Raw genomic sequence first — 17,501 nt, forward strand, 5'->3', positions numbered from 1 at the left:
TTCTCAGTGCAGATTCGCCGCCGTGTCGCCCTGTGACAGCACCGACAGGACGCGGGCCGGATAGCCCCGGTCGCAGAGGGCGGCGACCATCTCGCCAACATGGTCGCGATTGCGAGTCTCGACGACCGCGTCGATCTCTGCCTTCTTTGCCGGAACGTCGTCGAAGTGACGCTGGTGGTAGATCTCCACGATATTGCCGCCAGTGCCGCCGATCACCCCGGCCACAGCGGCAAGGACATTGGGCTGATCGGCGATGTCGATCCGCAGACGAACCAGACGGCCGTCGCGCACCAATCCGCGCATCAGGACCGACGCCATCAGGCGCACATCCATGTTGCCGCCGCAGATCACCACCCCGACCTTGCGGCCGGCGAACTGCTCACGATGCTGGATGAGCGCCGCGATGCCGGCCGCGCCCGCCCCCTCGGCCACCACCTGCTGATACTCAATCAGCGCGCACACCGCCGATTCCAGCGCGCTTTCTCCGACCAGCACGATGTCGTCCACCAGCCGCTCGATGATCGGCCGGGTGACGGCGCCCGGCTGCTTGACGGCGATGCCCTCGGCGATGGTCGCTCCACCGCAGGTGACCGATCCGTCGCGCACCGCCTGGTACATGGACGGATACATTGCGGCTTCGACGCCCACCAGCCGCACCGACGGCGCCAGCGCCCTGACCGCGGTCGCTACACCGGCCATCAGCCCGCCGCCACCGATCGGCACAACGATCGTGTCGAGATCGGGCCGGTCGGCGATCATTTCCAGTCCGACCGTGCCCTGCCCGGCCACGACATCCGCATCATCATAGGGCGAAACGAAGGTCAGCCCACGCTCGGCCATGATCTGGCGGGCGGCCACGGCGGCATCGTCTATTGTTTCGCCAACGAGCCGGACTTCGGCGCCGAATGCTCTCGTGCGTTGCACCTTGTTCAGAGGCGTGGTCTCGGGCATCACGATGACCGCCGGAATGCCCAGCATTTCGGCATGATAGGCGACGCCCTGCGCATGATTGCCGGCCGACATGGCGATAACGCCCGCCTGTCGCTCCTCCGCGGTCAGGGACAACAGCCGGGTCAGTGCGCCGCGATCCTTGAACGACCCCGTGTACTGGTGGTTCTCAAGCTTCAGATAGATCTCCGCCCCGAGAAAACGGCCGAGCCGGGGCGCCGGAACAAGCGGTGTGCGGATGACGCGGCCGTCGATCCGGCGCGCCGCCGCCTGGATCTGGTCCAGCGTGACCGTCGCTTCGGCTATCGGTCGAATTTCGGGTGCATCCATCAGAACAGCGCCTTTCTCCAGCGTCAAACCCACAGGCCGCATCATCGCGCGGGCGCCGCGGTAGCGCCGCCCTTGCGGCGACATCTCCCCTCCTTTTCACGACACCGCATCCCTATGGATAATGACATCAGTCAAAAGAAGAAGATTGACACTCTTCTGCAGAAGGTGGTGATTATTAACCATTTGTTAACTTTTTTAACCAGAAAATCAATATTAGTTAATTTTCTCTTAAAATAACAGTAAAGGAGAGACAGATTATCTATCATTGGTTGCTTACTGAATAAATTTTCCCTTTTTTCTGATTCTAGATCGCTGTCTAATTATCCTTGGTTGAAGTTTGGTCAAATTTTTATCGCATTTATTGGACTCCGGCATCATGCACAGCCACGTTGTACCCGCTTTACTTGAAAAATCCCCCCGAACAAAACTCCCCGGTGAAAGGACATCTGCCATGAGTTTTCTACCCGCCGCCAAGAACAATCCCGCCCTCGCCATATCGCAGTTGAACTGCCGTGAAACGACCGAAGGCAGCATGAATAGTGACTGGCTGACCCCCTTGCTCGACCTCGATGAAGTCCGAATTTCGTACGATCGACGCGCACGCATTCTGTGGCAGTTCTTCCGGCCCACGGGCCGGCCGTCCTTCACCGAAGGGCTGCTCGGCGATCTTCGCCGGGTCAAGGAATCGGTGCGCCGCGCATTCCTGGAACCTGCTGCCGCAGCCGACGGTCCCGTTCGGTTCATGATCGCCGCCTCGGATATCGATGGCGTATTCAATCTTGGCGGCAATCTGCCGTTGTTCGTGGATTTGATCCGGCGCCGCGACCGGACCGGCCTTCGTCGCTATGCGTATGCCTGTATCGATCTGATCCACGACCATGCCAACGGGCTCAGCCTCCCTATCCACAATATCGCCCTCGTCCAGGGAGACGCGCTGGGCGGCGGGTTCGAGTCGGCACTTTCTCAGGAAACGATCATTGCCGAGCGTCAGGCGCGGTTCGGCCTGCCGGAAGTGCTGTTCAACATGTTTCCCGGCATGGGCGCCTATACTTTGCTAAGCCGCCGGATCAATCCCAACGAAGCCGAGAAGGTCATCCTGAGCGGCCGCGTTTACAGCGCCGACGAAATGCATGCCATGGGGCTGGTCGACATCGTCGTCGACGAGGGAGAAGGCGAAGCCGCGCTATATGACTACATCGCCCGCTACGAGCGCCAGGCATCGGCCCGGCGCGCCGTAATGAGCGCAAGACGCGTTGCCCGCCCGGTCGCGAAGGAAGAACTGATCGCCATCACCGAGATCTGGATCGACACGGCCATGGGTCTCGACCCGGCGGACATCCGCCGCATGGAGCGGCTGGCCGCGGCGCAGGATCGTCGCCACGCCGCCAGGCCCGGCGACCGTCACGACAGCGCGCCCATGGCAGCAGCCGAATGACCTCAAGCCGTCCGGCGATTTTCAGAGAATACGATCGGGAGGGACGCCAAATGCGGCGCTGCCCGGCTCCGCGTCTTCATCGTCACCACCACTCACCATTGCCAGATACCGGCTGCTGGCCCGCCGGTATCTGGCGAAGGCCGCCTTGACGTCCGACAGCCGCGCGGCGGCGTCGCGATCGAAATGCTCCATGCCGATGCCGTTCAATTCGGCACAGATTTGATGCAACTGAGGCGCGCCGATATTGGCACTACTGCTCCGCAAGGCGTGCACGAGGCTGCGAAAACGGTGCGGGTCGCCGTCGCTCACGGCCTCTTCGAGTTCAGGCAGCAACGATTCCGTATCGGCCCAGAATTCGTGGATGATACTTCTCAGAAAGCTGCCATCGTTACCGTCGAGTGCCTTGAGGTTCTCCAGAGCGGTCGGGTCGAGCACGCGCCGCGCGCTTTGCTTGAAACGGGGATGCCGGGACAATTCGGCAACCGGGCCAGCGACGGAATCGGTCTCGTCGTTCGTTGCCACCGGGGCCGTACCGGGCACCCGGTCTTCATCGGCGTCACTGCCCGAGGCACGGTCGGGCAAAAGGCCGAGGATGGATTCCACCAGGGCGTCGGGTCCGATCGGCTTGGTCAGATAGGCATCGAAGCCCGATTCCAGACATTCGTCGCGCGTTTCCCGGGTGGCATCGCCGCTCAACGCCACAAAGGCAAGCCGTTCGTGCGGCCTTTCACCCATCCTGTGCAATTTCATTACGTCCAGACCCGATGTCCCGGGCATGTTGATATCGAGAAGCGCCAGGTCGAATGTTTCAGCTTCCAGTTTGTCCAGCGCCTCATCGCCCGTCGTCACCATTACGGTCTCGAAGCCGGACTGATCGAGTATCCTCTCTGCCACCATTCTATTGACCGAATTGTCCTCCGCGACCAGAATCCGGCGCCCGCGCCCGCGCCCGCGCCCGCGCCCGCGGGGACCAGCGGCTCGACCGGGCGCAGACGATCCATCCCCCTGATCGGCGGTTTGCCATCCGGACGCGTGATCGCCATCGGCGTCGACGACCGATCGGGTCAGCGCATGCGAGGCTTCCACGCTGCGCCTCACATCGAGCGGATCGATCGGCAGCGGGAGCGACGCCAGAAAGATGCGGTGCACGTCCCCGGCGCCCCTTTCTTCCCCCACCCGGCCGTCTCCGATCCGAACGAACGAAAGATGCAGATCGCCATGGTCGGCACCAACCGCGGCGGCGCGTTCGGCGACGGCCGCGGCATCGATAACACCATCCACATAAACCAGCAGCGCCGACGCCGATCGGGCCGACCGCGCCAAGGCGTCCAGTCTATCGACGCCGCTCACCCATTCGCCCTTCAGGCCCGCACCGGTCAGAATGCCGAGCAACGGCGCCGCCACCGCCTCGTTCGGCGTCACGACGGCGATTCTGCCGGGAAATCCGGAAAAACGGACAGGCCTGTCGTATTCCGATGGATCGACATCGATCGGAATCTCGACCCGGAAGGTCGAGCCGTGGCCCTTGTCGCTGTCCAGCGAGATCGTGCCGCCCATCAGGTCGCAAAGCTGGCGCACGATGGCAAGACCAAGCCCGGTTCCGGCAAACCGGCGGTTCACGGCGTCATCCGCCTGGGTGAAACTCTCGAACACCCGTTCGTGATGCGCCGCCTCTATGCCGACGCCGGTATCTTCAACAGTGAACGACAGCCTGACGGCGCCCGGCTTTTGTGCCGCGATTTCCCCCGCATTCTGCCAGTCGCCGGCCCCGCGATCCGGCGAATGCGCGGCGACTGTCAGCAGCACATGGCCCCGATCCGTGAACTTGACAGCATTCGAAAGCAGATTGATCAGGATCTGGCGCAGATGAGGCCGGTCACCGCACACAAATTGCGGGCAGGAGGGGGCGATCTGGATACGGAGCGGCAAGCCCTTCTGATCGGCCGGGAGACGGGCAATGGCGACGATCTCGGCAATCTCGGCATAGAGATCGAACGTCGTCCGTTCGATCCGCAACTTGCCGACTTCGATGCGCGAAAGGTCCAGCACCTCGTCAATGATCGTCAGCAGCGAGCGCCCGGAGGATCTGATCGTTCCCACCATGTCGCCCTGGGCGCGATTCAGTGCGCTTTTTCGCAACAAGTCGCTCAGGCCGATAATGGCGTGCAACGGCGTCCGCAATTCGTGGCTCATATTCGCCAGAAACCGGCTCTTCGCCTGGTTGGCCTGTTCGGCCTGCCCTTTGGCCTCGACCAGACGGCGGATCAGTGTCGCCGCGTAAACCGGTATGAAAATCAGCCCGAGAAGCAGGCCGACGGCCAGTTGCAGATGGTTGTCGCGCCAGTAGGGTGACCCCGCGATCGCCAGCGCAAAAAGGGCGCTCGACATGGCGATCGACAGATACAACGAGGGCAGCCCGAACCGGAACCCGTTGCCCAGCGCCACCCACAGGTAAAGCGGATAAAGCGGCGCCGTCCGTTCAGCTTCCAGCAGCATGCCGAGCGACAGGGCCCCGAAATCGCCCGTCATCCCGATCAGACGTCGCAGTTTCGAGGGATCGGGCCGCGCGACGATCCATACCACGAGGCCGATGGAAACCGGCAGATAGGCATAGACGATCACGTCGCCCCAATAGCGCACACCCGGCTCGTAAAAGCCAAAGGCGCCGCCGATCTGGAAATACGCGGTGACCAACGCCAGAATCACGACCCGGATCACCGCCTGCTCGTGCTCGGAGTCAGACCGGTCGCGCAAGCGCCGCCGCCAACCTGCGATGATCTTCGCGGCCGATCCGGCGCTGGCCCTGATAAATCGAACCGGCGCCGAGAGCCCCCGGACCGGGTCCATCACCCCACCTGCCCCTCTATCATCGCCCGTTCCGGCGGCAGGGTAACGCATACTTTCGTGCCCACCCCGGGGCGGCTCGACACTTCGATGTCGCCGCCATGAGCGCGCGCCAGATCGATGGCCAGCGGCAGCCCCAGGCCGGTCCCCGAGCGGCTGTGGGAAAAGGCGTTGTCGACACGCCCGAACCGCGCGATCGCTACCTCGATGTCATCCTTGGACATCCCGATCCCGTTGTCCTCGACGATGAGAAGGATGCCACCCTCCGGCTCGCGCTCGCCCCACAAGGCAATATGCCCCCCCGCCGGCGTGAACTTGATCGCATTGACCAGCAGATTGACCAGAATCTGCTTCAGTTTTGCTTCGTCGGCAGCCATCAGCGGCAACTCGACGAATGGGCCGACTTTGACGGCGACGTTCTGTTCCGTCGCGCGATGCGCGACCAACCGGGCGACCTCGTGACAGAGCCGCTCAACGTCGACCACGGTTTCCCGCAGCCTCAGTTTGCCGGCATCAACCTCCGAAACGTCCAGAATGTCGATGATGATCTCAAGCAAATGGTTCGCGCTGCCCTTGATGTCGGTGACATACGAGCGATAGCGGCTGTTGCCGATGGTGCCATAGACTTCGTGAAGAATCATGTCGGCAAAGCCGATGATCGCGTTCAGCGGCGTGCGCAGTTCATGGCTCATATTCGCCAGAAACTCCGTCTTCGAACGATCGGAAAGCTCAGCTCGCTGCTTGGCCTCTACCGCCCGGCGCTCGCTTTCTTTCCGGGCCGTGATGTCGGTGCAGACGGTCAGAATCTCGCGCGGGGCATCAGGCCGGTCGAGCACCGATTGGTCGACCTGAAACGATATCGGCACGTTCCCGCCGTCGCGGTTTTCGGACTCCCCGGCGTCGCTGATCCCTCCCGAGGCATCCGACGACAGCGAGACTTCGAACCGGATGGCCTCTTCCGAGCCGGCTTCGATCAGGGACGCAGCGTTTTCCAGACATCGTGCCGCGAATTTTGCATCACGGCAGACGCGATCCAGCCGCTTGCCGAGAAATTCCTCGCAATCGGCACCAAAGCGCCGTTCGAACGCCTGGTTGGCCAGCGTCAGGCGCCCCTGGCAGTCGGTCTTGAAGATCAGATTGGCCGTTCCATCGATGACATCGCGCAACTGGCGTTCGCTGTCGCGGATGATCCGGGTCCGTTCCGATATGGCGACGGCCAGTTGCTGTTCCAGCGTCTCGGCCCGATCCTTGATCATGGCGCGATGCTTGCGCATGGCCAGAAGGTTCTGAACCCGTGTGCGGAACTCGCGATAGTCGATCGGCGTCAGCAGGAAATCGGTGGCGCCGGCCTCCAGTGCCTCGTATCGGAAGTCCTTGTCTTCGTATGCCGTCACAACGATGATCGGAATGTCGAAGCCGGGCAAATCGGTAAAACAACGACGGATGAAGTCGGCGCCATTCATCACCGGCATCTTGTAATCCGTGATGACGATATCCGCCTGATGATCGGCCATCCATGCCAGCGCCTGAACGGCATCGCCGAAAGATTTGACAACGGCGCCCGGCTTCAACGACTGGCTCAGGCGCTCCAGGATATTCCGATTGGTGACCCTGTCATCGACAATGACGATTGTCGTCATCATCGACCCCGAACGCTCGTTTCTTTGCGATCCCGCACTTCTACTTGCGGTTGTTCTTCATGGTCGACCAAGCCTCACGACCTCCTCACATCGTAATCGGCACCCGAGGTCGGAGCCCCGGCAACAGTCGATCGCGCGCCCACGGTCGGTGCGCATTGGATCATTCCAGGCTCCGGAAGACATGGTTACCGCCATCTGCAGCATCTATATCGCATCAATCGCCAATATCCAAACTGTCCCGCTTCTGGCTCCCCGGATGGCCCCCGCCACTATCAATACAGATCACCACGCGGCCCGACGGGCCGGAAGCTGTTCAATTCGACCTCATGTTCCGCGTCGATCTCGATCAGGTGAACTTCGTAACCCCAAAGATTTGCGATATGCTGGAGAACCGAAAGAGAGTCCGTCTTTTCCAGCAGAATGCCGTTGTGAACATTGTGATGAAGGATCAGTTTTCGATCGCCGGCAAGATCGACGTCCATCACCTGAATATCCGGCTCCAGAATGCCGACATCGTATTTCGCCGCCAAGGCGCTGCGAATGGTGCGGTAACCGCGTTCATCATGGATAGCGTCCACCATGAGCGTTGGCTCGTCTTCGTCATCGACGATGCTGAACAGCCGCAGTTTCCGGATCAGTTCGGGACTGAGAAACTGCAGAATGAAACTTTCATCCCGATAGTTCGCCCAGGCATCGCGCCAAACGGCGTGGGCGTCGCCGGTCCCGGCAATCTCCGGAAACCAGGCCCGGTCCTCGTCCGTGGGATTTTCGACAAAGCGTTTGATATCCTGGAACATCTCGAAGCCCAGGGTATAGGGATTGAAGCCGCCGAAACGCGGGTCGTCGAATTCCGGCTGAAAGACGACCGAGGTATGAGAGTGCAGGAACTCCATCATGGAGCCCTCGGTGATTCGGCCCGTCTCGTACAGGCGGTTCATGATGTAATAGTGGACGCTGGTCGCGCAGCCCTCGTTCATCACCTTGGTCTGGCGCTGCGGATAAAAGTATTGAGCGATTATCCGCACGATTCGAATGATTTCGCGTTGCCACTGGCTCAACTGCGGAGAATTTTTCTCCAAAAAATAGAGAATATTTTCTTCCGGCATCCCGAGATGCTTCTTCCGCTCGGCCGCCGCGCTCGTTCCCTGCTTTTCGCTGCCGGAACCCGGCACGGTCCGCCAGAGATCATTGAAGATCTGTTCCTGATACTCCTGGCGCTCCCGTTCGCGCCTCATTTCCTCCGCCAGGTCGAGCGGCCGCTTCTTGGGATAGCGATGAACGCCATAGTTCATCAGAGCATGGGCCGCATCGAGAACACGCTCTACGGCCCTGACGCCGTAGCGCTCCTCACACTGGCTGATGAATCGCTTCGCGAACTCCAGGTAATCCAGAATGCCACGCGCATCCGTCCACTGCTGGAACAGATGATTGTTCTTGAAGAAATGGTTGTGCCCGAACGCCGCATGCGCAATGACCAGCGTCTGCATGGTCATGGAATTCTCTTCCATGATGTAGCTGATGCACGGCGACGAATTGATGACGATTTCATAGGCCAGTCCGCGCTGCCCCTTGCGATATAGCATCTCGTCGCGCGCGAAGTGTTTGCCGAAGGACCAGTGATTGTACATCAGCGGCATGCCGATCGACGAATAGGCGTCGAGCATCTGCTCGGCCGTGATCACCTCGATCTGGTTGGGATAGATGTCGAGTCCCAATTCCTTGTCGGCGATCTGAGCGATCGCGTCATGCACACGGTCCACCTTGTCGAAGTCCCAGTCCGACCCGGTGAACAGTGGCTCATCGACGCGTCCAATGCCGGAATGCCGACTGTTGCGAACCATTAGCGCCCCTTTCAACCTTCGACATGATCCTTGGAAAACAGATCCTGAAATACCGGGAAAATATCGCCGCGGTCACCGACCTTGCGCATCGCGAAATTGTCCACCCGCGCCGCCACGGCCCGATAGGCCGTCCAGAGATTGGTTTCCCGGCCGTACAGCGTTTCGCGATCCCCTTCCGACACTTCGATATAGGCGAAGTACTGGCTGATCGGCAGGATGTGGTTTTCCAGCAGATCCACCAGCCGTCCGCCGTCGCTGCTCATGTTGTCGCCGTCCGACGCCTGCGCGGCATAAATGTTCCAGTCGTCCAGAGGGTAGCGATCGGCAACGATCCGGCGCATTTCCTCCAATGCGCTGGACACAAGCGTGCCACCGGTTTCCCGGCTGTAAAAGAATGTCTGCTCGTCGACTTCCTCGGCGTGATGGGTATGCCGGACGAAGACGATCTCGACGTTCTCATACCGGCGCTCGATGAACAGATAGAGAAGCATGAAGAATCGCTTGGCCAGATCCTTCATGTATTCGGTCATCGAACCGGATACGTCCATCAGGCAGAACATCACCGCCTGGGTTATCGGCCTGGGCACGGGTGTGAAGCGGTTATACCGCACATCGATGGGGTCGATGAAGGGTACCGACATCGACCGTCGGGTCAATGTCTCCAGCTCGGCAACCAGCCTGGCCAGCCGCCCCGGATCGGCGCCTGAAGCCTCGAGTTCGAAGATTTCGGCTTCAAGGGCCGTGATCTCTTCCCCTTTGGGCCGCTTCAGCGCAATCCGCCGCGACAGGCTGTTGCGCATCGTTCGAACGAGATTGAGGTTCGACGGTGCGCCGGTCGATGAATAGCCGGCCCGCTTCAGGGTGGTCGCCTTGGCCACCGCTACCGATTTCTTCATCAGATCCGGCAGTTCCAGATCCTCAAGGAAGAGGTCGAGAAATTCTTCCTTGCTGAGCACGAAACGAAAGGAATCCTCGCCATCGCCATCGGCGCTCGCCTCCCGGCCGCGGCCGCCGCTCTGTCCAGGCGGCGGCCGGCGCAATCTGTCGCCGGAGACGAACTCCTTGTTGCCGGGCAGAACATGATCGCGGATGCCGCCCGACTCGCGGGCACGGAAACTGGGTTCGCGCAGACCGTCGGCCGGTATCGTGATCTGTTCGCTGCCCTCGATATCCGCGATGCGCCGGCCTGCTGACGCTTCGCGCACAGCCTCCTTTATCTGCTTGCGCGCCCGCTCCATGAACCTCTGCCGGTTGCTGAGGCTCTTGCCTTTCGGGTTTTCCCGGCGGTCAATGATATACACGCGTCCACCGCTCCTTTCCGGTTCGTCGCCGGCCGGGCGTCACCTCAGCCGGCTTGCTTGACCCGCATGTACCACTCCACCAGGCGGCGCACCTGACGCTCGGTGTAGCCGCGATCCGTCATGCGATCGACGAACTCCTGGTGCTTCTTCTCCGTTTCCGATTCCTTCTTGGTGCCGAAGCTGATCACCGGCAGCAGGTCTTCCACCTGGCTGAACATCTTGCGCTCGATCACCTGACGGATCTTCTCGTACGAGGTCCAGGACGGGTTCTTGCCGGCGTTGCTCGCCCGGGAGCGAAGCGAGAACTTGACCACTTCGTTCCGGAAGTCCTTGGGATTCGCGATACCGGCGGGTTTCTCGATCTTGCTCAACTCCTGATTCAGAAGTTCCCGGTCCATCAACTGACCGGTGTCGGGATCCTTGAAGTCCTGATCCTCGATCCAGGCATCGGCGTAGTCGACATACCGGTCGAAAAGATTCTGGCCATAGTCGTGATAGCTTTCCAGATAGGCCTTCTGAATCTCGTTGCCTATAAATTCGGCATAGCGGGGCGCAAGCTCGCCCTTGATGAACGCAAGGTACTTCTTTTCGATCTCGTCGCTGAACTGCTCGCGCTTGATCGCCTGTTCCAGCATGTACATCAGATGGACCGGGTCGGCGGCGACTTCGGTGCTGTCGTAGTTGAACGTTGTCGACAGAACCTTGAACGCGAATCGGGTCGAAATCCCGTCCATGCCTTCATCCACGCCGGCGACGTCGCGGTACTCCTGAACCGACTTCGCGCGCGGGTCGACCTCTCTCAGATTCTCGCCGTCATAGACCCGCATCTTCGAGAACAGGTTGGAGTTCTCGTGCTCGCGCAGCCGCGACAGCACCGCGAACCGGGCGAGCATTTCCAGCGTGTGCGGCGCCAGCGGCGCCGTGCTCAATTCGGAGTTCCTGATCAACTTGTCGTAGATCTTCAGCTCCTCTGTTACCCGCAGGCAATAGGGAACCTTGATGACGCAAATACGGTCGATAAACGCTTCGTTGTTCTTGTTGTTCCGGAAACTCTGCCATTCGGCTTCGTTCGAGTGCGCGAGGATTATGCCCTGGTACGGCATCGCACCGATGTTCTCGGTGCCGGCATAGTTGCCTTCCTGCGTTGCGGTCAATAGCGGATGGAGCATCTTGATCGGTGCCTTGAACATCTCGACGAATTCGAGAATGCCCTGGTTCGCCCGGTTCAATCCGCCGGAGTAGCTATAGGCATCGGAGTCGTTCTGGCTGTACAACTCAAGCTTGCGAATATCGACCTTGCCGACCAGCGAAGAGATATCCTGGTTGTTCTCGTCGCCCGGCTCGGTCTTGCAGACCGAAATCTGGCGCAGCCGGGACGGGTGAAGCTTCACGACCTTGAACCGCGAGATATCGCCGCGGAATTCGTCCAGACGCTTGACCGCCCATGGCGAGGCCAGTCCGGTCAGCCGCCGACGCGGAATTCCGAAGCGCGATTCGAGCGAGTCGCCCATCTCCTCCGGGTCGAACAGACCAAGGGGGCTTTCGAATACGGGGCTGATCTGATCGCCCGCCTTCAGCACATAGACCGGATACTGCTCCATCAGGGCCTTCAGGCGTTCGGCCAGCGACGACTTGCCGCCGCCGACGGGCCCGAGGAGATAGAGGATCTGCTTACGCTCTTCCAGGCCCTGGGCCGCATACTGGAAGAACCCGACGATCCGCTCGATCGTCTCCTCCATCCCGTAGAATTCCTGGAAGCTCGGATAAACCTTGATCGTCCGATTCATGTACACGCGGCCCAGGCGCGGATCCCTGGCCGTGTTGATGATCTCCGGCTCGCCGATGGCAGCGACCATCCTCTCGGCGGCAGAGGCGTACATCATCGGATCGTCGCGGCAGCCTTCGAGGTACTCCTGCAGGGACATCTCCGTTTCCCTGCGGGTTTCGAAGCTCTGCGTGAACTGACTGAAGAGATCGTCGACGCTCACTGGCAATTCTCCTGTGATATCGCGGCTCTCGTGATCACGCGCGCATCGGTGATACGGAAACGCGGCTTTTGGTCAAACCCGCCGGAAGCGGCTCCTGCCCGCCTCGGCCACACCCACACCTCGACCACATCAGGGACGAAACGCTCAGGCGGGTATTGCCCCTGTCCTTTCTCAACTCTCCGATACCAACTCTGGCGATATCGTTAAGATCCGTCATTGTCGTAACTCTTGCGGTTCCCGTTTTCGGCCCAGCCTTCTCCGGTCCCGTCTCCCCGGCTCCGTAACCGGTTCCATATACGGTCACGGAAGTGCGTGGCGCTTGCAAGCCCTCTTCCGGACCAAATAAGGGTTGCACTGTTCATGCCAGTTGGAAAGCCCCGCGACCTCATCTCCTGCTCCTCTCGCCTCCTGACCATGCGGCTCAGCGCTTCCCGCAGAGATGGGACCTACAGCCGTGACGATCAACGACACCGTACCACAATGATCGCCATGGCTATATTTAAGCAATTACTTTGATATGGCGTAAATAGGGCGGCGTCGCGCCTGAGTGCAAAAGTGTGCGACAATATTAACGCGATCGCGGCACTTTGTCTCTTGTCATCGGCGGCTTTCAGTTTAGCGCCTATCGAATGGCGCCCCTTTCCGTCCGCCAGCCTCGGGTGTCAGCCGCCCTCTCGCCCGACGATCAGGGTGCGGCCGTTGGAGTCGATGACGTTGACCGTTTCACCCGGTTCGAATGGCCCATTACCGGTAGCGGTCCAGGTCTTGCCGTCGACAGTGACAGTGCCCGCATCCACCTTCCATGAGACGACTTTCGCCAGCTGCCGCTCCGGCATCGCCGGCTCCAGCCGCTCTGGCCGGCGTCCGGATCTGATGGCGGCCGACAGTACGAACAAGGCCAGCGAAAGCGTCAGGGCGGTCGCCACACCGATCACGATCCAGGATATTCCGAACCCGGGCGCAGAGGTGTCGATCAACATCCCTGCACCGACCGCGAAAGCCAGCGCGCCGCCGATCCCCAGCGCACCAAAGCTGGGCACGACGGCCTCGCCAGCCATCAAGGCCAAACCGACAATCAGCAAAGCCGCACCGGCATAGCTGAACGGCAAGACGTTCAGCGCGTACATTCCGAGTATCAGCGACAATATGCCAATCGTCCCCGGCACGAACGATCCCGGTGCCAGAAATTCGAATATCAGGCCATAAACGCCGAGAACGAGCAGAATCAGGGTGATATTCGGATTCGTGATAACTGCCAGTATTTCCAGCAGCAAGCCCGGCTCAACTTCTTCCAGGCGCGCCGCATCCGTGGAAAGCTCAATCTCGCGGTCGCCGGCGACGATGACGCGACGGCCGTCCACAGCCGACAGCAGGTCTGCAACAGACCCCGCCATCAGATCGACGACCCGTTGCCGCTCGGCTTCGGTTGCCGTCAGACTTGCCGCCTCGGTCACCGACCTTTCGGCCCAGTCGGCATTACGCCCGCGAAGCTCGGCCAGGGATCGGATATACGCCACGGCGTCGTTGATCATTTTCGCCTCGGCCGCATCCCGTGGTGGCCGGTCTTCTGTGACCGAGTCGCCAGACTCCCGGTCGATGTCCGGGCCATCTTCCGACTCGGCGTCCGCATCATCGTCCGGACCGCCCCCCGGCAACGGCGCCGATCCGCCCATGGGGATCGGCGTGGCGGCGCCGATATTCGTCGCCGGTGCCATGGCAGCCACATGCGATGCATAGGCGATATAGGTGCCGGCGCTGGCCGCCCCTCCGCCCGGCGGCGCGACATAAGTGATGACAGGAACCGTAGACGCCAGTATTGCACTGACGATCGTTCTAGTCGACGATACCAGCCCGCCCGGTGTGTTCAAGCGCAGCACGACGGCCGACGCCCGACGCTCGGCCGCTTCGGTCAGGACAGAGGCAAGATAGTCCGCCGTGGCAGGCCCGATCGGTCCATCGATGGTGGCCACCAGTACGACGCTCTCCGCGGTTGCCGCGACCGGGGCCTCATCCGCCCCGACCCAGCCACCTGATCCTACGACAAAGGCCATTGCCAGGGCGATAACCGTCAGGCAGCGCACCGTGTAACTTTTTTTCCTGATCATACGCTTAAGATGTCACGATTTGACGAACCATCCACCATCCAGGCGAGCTACCCTCCGTTCGGGCTATAGAGGGCGACCGAAGTATTCACTGCAAGCACGCTGGAATGGTAGTATAATCATAACTATGAACCGATCAGCACGCAGAATCATGAAACGCCCCCAAATGCAAGTGAGCCCCCCATGTTTCGGCCCCCTGCCAAACGCACCAGTTCCGCGGCCATGGCCAATGCGCAGAACGTCGGTGCCGTCGTAAATCTGTCGGATTGCCGACTGGCAAAGTCAGCCGGTATCAACGCTCACCCGCCGGTGGCAAGCCCATGCGATTCTTGCCCGGTCCGTTCACTCAGTGTCTGTTCCGCTCTGGACAACTACGAAATAGGGCGGTTGGCGGAAATCGTTCATACAATGCGATTTGCGCCGGGCATGCCGATATTCGACGAAGGGGAAAGCGCTGCAGCGCTTTACAACGTCACTTCAGGCACCGTGAAGCTCTACAAGCATCTTCCCGACGGCCGCCGGCAGATCACGGGGTTTCTGTTCGCCGGTGATTTCCTCGGTCTGGCCGTCAAGGAGACGTACTCCTACAGTGCCGAGGCCGTCTCCGAGACCTATGTGTGCCGTTTCCCCCGCCAGAAACTCGAGTCGGTGGTCAGGGATTTCCCGCATTTTCAGCAGCGCTTGTACTCGATCGCCTCGAACGAACTGGCCGTGGCCCAGGATCAGATGCTGCTTCTGGGCCGGAAAGCGGCCAAGGAGAAGATCGCCTCCTTCCTGTTGACGCTTTCGGCCCGCGCCGTGCGCCGAGGGCAGCCGGCGACGCCGGTTGCGTTGCAGATGGGGCGGTCTGACATCGCTGATTATCTGGGCCTGACGACAGAGACCGTGAGCCGATCCTTCACGCAGTTGAAATCCGCCGGCGTGATTCGACTGATGGAAGGCAACAAGGTCGATCTGGCCGAACGCGACCGGCTCCAGGAGATTGCCGAGGGAAACTGACGGTCCCGCAGGCTGACACGCGACTTCAGGTCCCGACTGGCAACACGTAAGCTGCGATCGCGACAAAATGGCAGGCGCTGCCACCAAGAACGAACAGATGCCAGACGGCATGGTTATAGGGCAGCCGCCGCCACGCGAAAAAGATCAGGCCGGCGGTGTAAAAGACGCCGCCCGCCGCCAGCCATATCATGCCGTGCTGAACCGTGGCGGTCAGATCGCCCGCAGCGATCACCATCAGCCAGCCCATCGCCAGATAAAGGGGAACGAAGAACCCGGCGCCGCGCGTCCGCAGCATGACGCGCATCAGGATGCCGGAGATGGCGATCGACCAGATTACCACGAACAATACCCATCCGGCCTGCCCGCCCAATCCGACAAGCGTGAACGGCGTGTACGTCCCCGCGATCAGAAGGAAGATTGCGCCATGATCCATCAGGCGGCAAATCTCTCTGGCGCGCGGCCCGCGAACGGCGTGATAGAGCGTCGACGCCGAATAAAGCAGCACCAGAGTGGCGCCATAGATGATCATGCTGATCATCGTAACCGGCGTCGCTCCCGCCGATACTGTCAGCATGACCAGAACCGCCAGCCCGACGGCGGACATCACGGCGCCGGCCCCATGGGTGGCGACATTGGCGATCATCTCGCCCACTGTTTCGGGCGGGTGCCGCGTCGCGCATTCGACCGTCTGCTGCGTCTTGCGTCGGGGGGCGCCCCATTTGTCCATGCCCCATTTGTCCATGCCCCATTTGTCCATGCCCCATTTGTCCATGAATGTGGTCATGCCGTATCTCCGACCGGTTCACCGAAACCCGGACTCGCCATTTTGCATATCATCGGACTGTGACGGAACTGAGATTCGGGAAATGCGGAACTCAATTCTTTACAACGCGCAGTGGCGGCGCAACAGTAGTTCCAGTCCGGCGGGTCGGCGCTTTACCCGCCGGGCAAGGCAGTCTGATCCCGATTGCGCGCCATGGGGCGGCAGACGACCCCGCCGGGGTTCGTATCGCTGGTCTTCCGTGGGGCGGTCACTCGCAAACGTCTGGTGAAACATGAAAAAACTAGCGGCTTCAGTGTTGGCATTCACGGCATCGATGGCGGTCGCACAGGCGGATGAAATTTCGCCTGCGGTCGTCTACGACATGGGGGGCAAGTTCGACCGCTCCTTCAACGAGGGCGTCTATAACGGCGTCGAGCAGTTCCGCGAAGAAACCGGCATCGACTATCGCGAATTCGAGGTCACCAACGAAGGCCAGCGGGAACAGGCTCTGGAACGGATGGCCCGCGCCGGTTCGGACATCGTCATCGCGGTCGGCTTCGCTCAGGCGCCGCCGCTGGAAGACGTGGCCGCGCGCTACCCTGACACGATGTTCACGATCATCGATGCCGTCGTGGATGCGCCGAACGTCCAGTCGATCGTCTTCAAGGAACACGAAGGCTCGTTCCTCGTCGGCGTGCTTGCCGCCATGGCATCTGAAACCGGCGCCGTTGGCTTCATTGGCGGAATGGACATTCCCCTGATCCGCAATTTCGAATGCGGCTACGAGCAGGGCGCCGTCCATCAGAACCCGGATATCGAGGTCATCGCAAACATGACCGGTACCACGCCGGCAGCCTGGAACGACCCCGCACGCGGCGGCGAACTCGCCCGCAGCCAGTTCGACCGCGGTGCCGACGTCATCTTTGCCGCCGCCGGCGGAACCGGGGTCGGTGTCTATCAGGCCGCCGAAGACACCGGCAATCTCGCCATCGGCGTCGACAGCAACCAGAACCATCTGCACCCCGGCACCATGCTGACATCCATGGTCAAGCGGGTCGACGTTGCCGCATACAATGCCTTCACCGATGCCATGAACGGCGACTGGGAACCCGGTGTGTTGAATCTCGGCCTCGCGGAAGAAGGCGTCGGCTGGGCGCTGGACGAACACAACGAAGATCTGATCACCGACGAGATGCGCGACCGTGTCGAGGAAGTCCGCGATTCCATCATCGCCGGCGATCTGAACGTCGTCAGCTACCATGAAAACAACGCCTGCGAGTATTAAACTGTGCATACCGACGGGCCTCAGA

General features: G+C 60.9%; 11 protein-coding genes. 3 read left to right on the forward strand and 8 right to left on the reverse strand.

Features of this window, described 5'->3' with window-relative positions; all coding sequences use genetic code 11:
* Positions 1-3: 3 nt before the first annotated feature.
* A complete protein-coding gene (locus ABZ728_RS07845) occupies positions 4-1,362 on the reverse strand; it encodes a threonine ammonia-lyase (RefSeq protein WP_366655535.1) in 1,359 nt (452 codons plus the stop codon).
* 367 nt (positions 1,363-1,729) lie between these two features.
* Here ABZ728_RS07845 and ABZ728_RS07850 point away from each other — a divergent pair, with 367 nt between their 5' ends.
* Entirely contained in the window at positions 1,730-2,713 is a 984-nt protein-coding gene (locus tag ABZ728_RS07850; RefSeq protein ID WP_366655536.1) for a crotonase/enoyl-CoA hydratase family protein, read from the forward strand.
* A 21-nt stretch (positions 2,714-2,734) separates the two neighbouring features.
* On the opposite strand, the gene ABZ728_RS07855 is transcribed toward ABZ728_RS07850, so the two are convergent.
* The 6 genes from ABZ728_RS07855 to ABZ728_RS07880 form a co-directional block, all read right to left on the reverse strand.
* Positions 2,735-5,560 (reverse strand): ATP-binding protein, encoded by a 2,826-nt coding sequence (locus ABZ728_RS07855; protein WP_366655728.1) that lies wholly within the window; start codon positions 5,558-5,560, stop codon positions 2,735-2,737.
* Positions 5,560-7,200, reverse strand: coding sequence for an ATP-binding protein (locus ABZ728_RS07860; protein WP_366655537.1), 1,641 nt, complete (start codon positions 7,198-7,200; stop codon positions 5,560-5,562). The genes ABZ728_RS07855 and ABZ728_RS07860 overlap by 1 nt, the downstream gene beginning before the upstream one ends.
* Positions 7,201-7,469: 269 nt before the next feature.
* Positions 7,470-9,038 (reverse strand): SpoVR family protein, encoded by a 1,569-nt coding sequence (locus ABZ728_RS07865; protein WP_366655538.1) that lies wholly within the window; start codon positions 9,036-9,038, stop codon positions 7,470-7,472.
* A gap of 11 nt (positions 9,039-9,049) precedes the next feature.
* The gene (locus ABZ728_RS07870) at positions 9,050-10,339 is read right to left on the reverse strand and encodes a YeaH/YhbH family protein (protein WP_366655539.1); all 1,290 of its coding nucleotides are present in this window, start codon (positions 10,337-10,339) and stop codon (positions 9,050-9,052) included.
* 44 nt (positions 10,340-10,383) lie between these two features.
* The gene (locus ABZ728_RS07875) at positions 10,384-12,333 is read right to left on the reverse strand and encodes a PrkA family serine protein kinase (RefSeq protein WP_366655540.1); all 1,950 of its coding nucleotides are present in this window, start codon (positions 12,331-12,333) and stop codon (positions 10,384-10,386) included.
* Between the two features lie 656 nt (positions 12,334-12,989).
* Positions 12,990-14,432, reverse strand: a complete 1,443-nt coding sequence (locus tag ABZ728_RS07880; RefSeq protein WP_366655541.1) for a nodulation protein NfeD — start codon at positions 14,430-14,432, stop codon at positions 12,990-12,992.
* A 405-nt stretch (positions 14,433-14,837) separates the two neighbouring features.
* Here ABZ728_RS07880 and ABZ728_RS07885 point away from each other — a divergent pair, with 405 nt between their 5' ends.
* A complete protein-coding gene (locus ABZ728_RS07885; protein WP_366655542.1) occupies positions 14,838-15,428 on the forward strand; it encodes a cyclic nucleotide-binding domain-containing protein in 591 nt (196 codons plus the stop codon).
* A 25-nt stretch (positions 15,429-15,453) separates the two neighbouring features.
* Here ABZ728_RS07885 and ABZ728_RS07890 read toward each other — a convergent pair whose 3' ends face one another.
* Positions 15,454-16,212 (reverse strand): hemolysin III family protein, encoded by a 759-nt coding sequence (locus tag ABZ728_RS07890; RefSeq protein WP_366655543.1) that lies wholly within the window; start codon positions 16,210-16,212, stop codon positions 15,454-15,456.
* Between the two features lie 271 nt (positions 16,213-16,483).
* Between ABZ728_RS07890 and ABZ728_RS07895 the strand changes: the two genes are divergently transcribed.
* Positions 16,484-17,476, forward strand: coding sequence for a BMP family ABC transporter substrate-binding protein (locus ABZ728_RS07895; RefSeq protein WP_366655544.1), 993 nt, complete (start codon positions 16,484-16,486; stop codon positions 17,474-17,476).
* The last annotated feature ends 25 nt before the right edge of the window (positions 17,477-17,501 follow it).

Source organism: Fodinicurvata sp. EGI_FJ10296 (assembly GCF_040712075.1).
Classification (GTDB): domain Bacteria; phylum Pseudomonadota; class Alphaproteobacteria; order DSM-16000; family Inquilinaceae; genus JBFCVL01.

Coding starts and splice junctions, on each gene's coding strand:
- ABZ728_RS07845 (WP_366655535.1), bottom strand. CDS start 1,362: ATGTCGCCGCAAGGGCGGCGCTACCGCGGCGCCCGCGCGATGATGCGG.
- ABZ728_RS07850 (WP_366655536.1), top strand. CDS start 1,730: ATGAGTTTTCTACCCGCCGCCAAGAACAATCCCGCCCTCGCCATATCG.
- ABZ728_RS07855 (WP_366655728.1), bottom strand. CDS start 5,560: ATGGACCCGGTCCGGGGGCTCTCGGCGCCGGTTCGATTTATCAGGGCC.
- ABZ728_RS07860 (WP_366655537.1), bottom strand. CDS start 7,200: ATGATGACGACAATCGTCATTGTCGATGACAGGGTCACCAATCGGAAT.
- ABZ728_RS07865 (WP_366655538.1), bottom strand. CDS start 9,038: ATGGTTCGCAACAGTCGGCATTCCGGCATTGGACGCGTCGATGAGCCA.
- ABZ728_RS07880 (WP_366655541.1), bottom strand. CDS start 14,432: ATGATCAGGAAAAAAAGTTACACGGTGCGCTGCCTGACGGTTATCGCC.
- ABZ728_RS07885 (WP_366655542.1), top strand. CDS start 14,838: ATGCGATTTGCGCCGGGCATGCCGATATTCGACGAAGGGGAAAGCGCT.
- ABZ728_RS07890 (WP_366655543.1), bottom strand. CDS start 16,212: ATGACCACATTCATGGACAAATGGGGCATGGACAAATGGGGCATGGAC.
- ABZ728_RS07895 (WP_366655544.1), top strand. CDS start 16,484: ATGAAAAAACTAGCGGCTTCAGTGTTGGCATTCACGGCATCGATGGCG.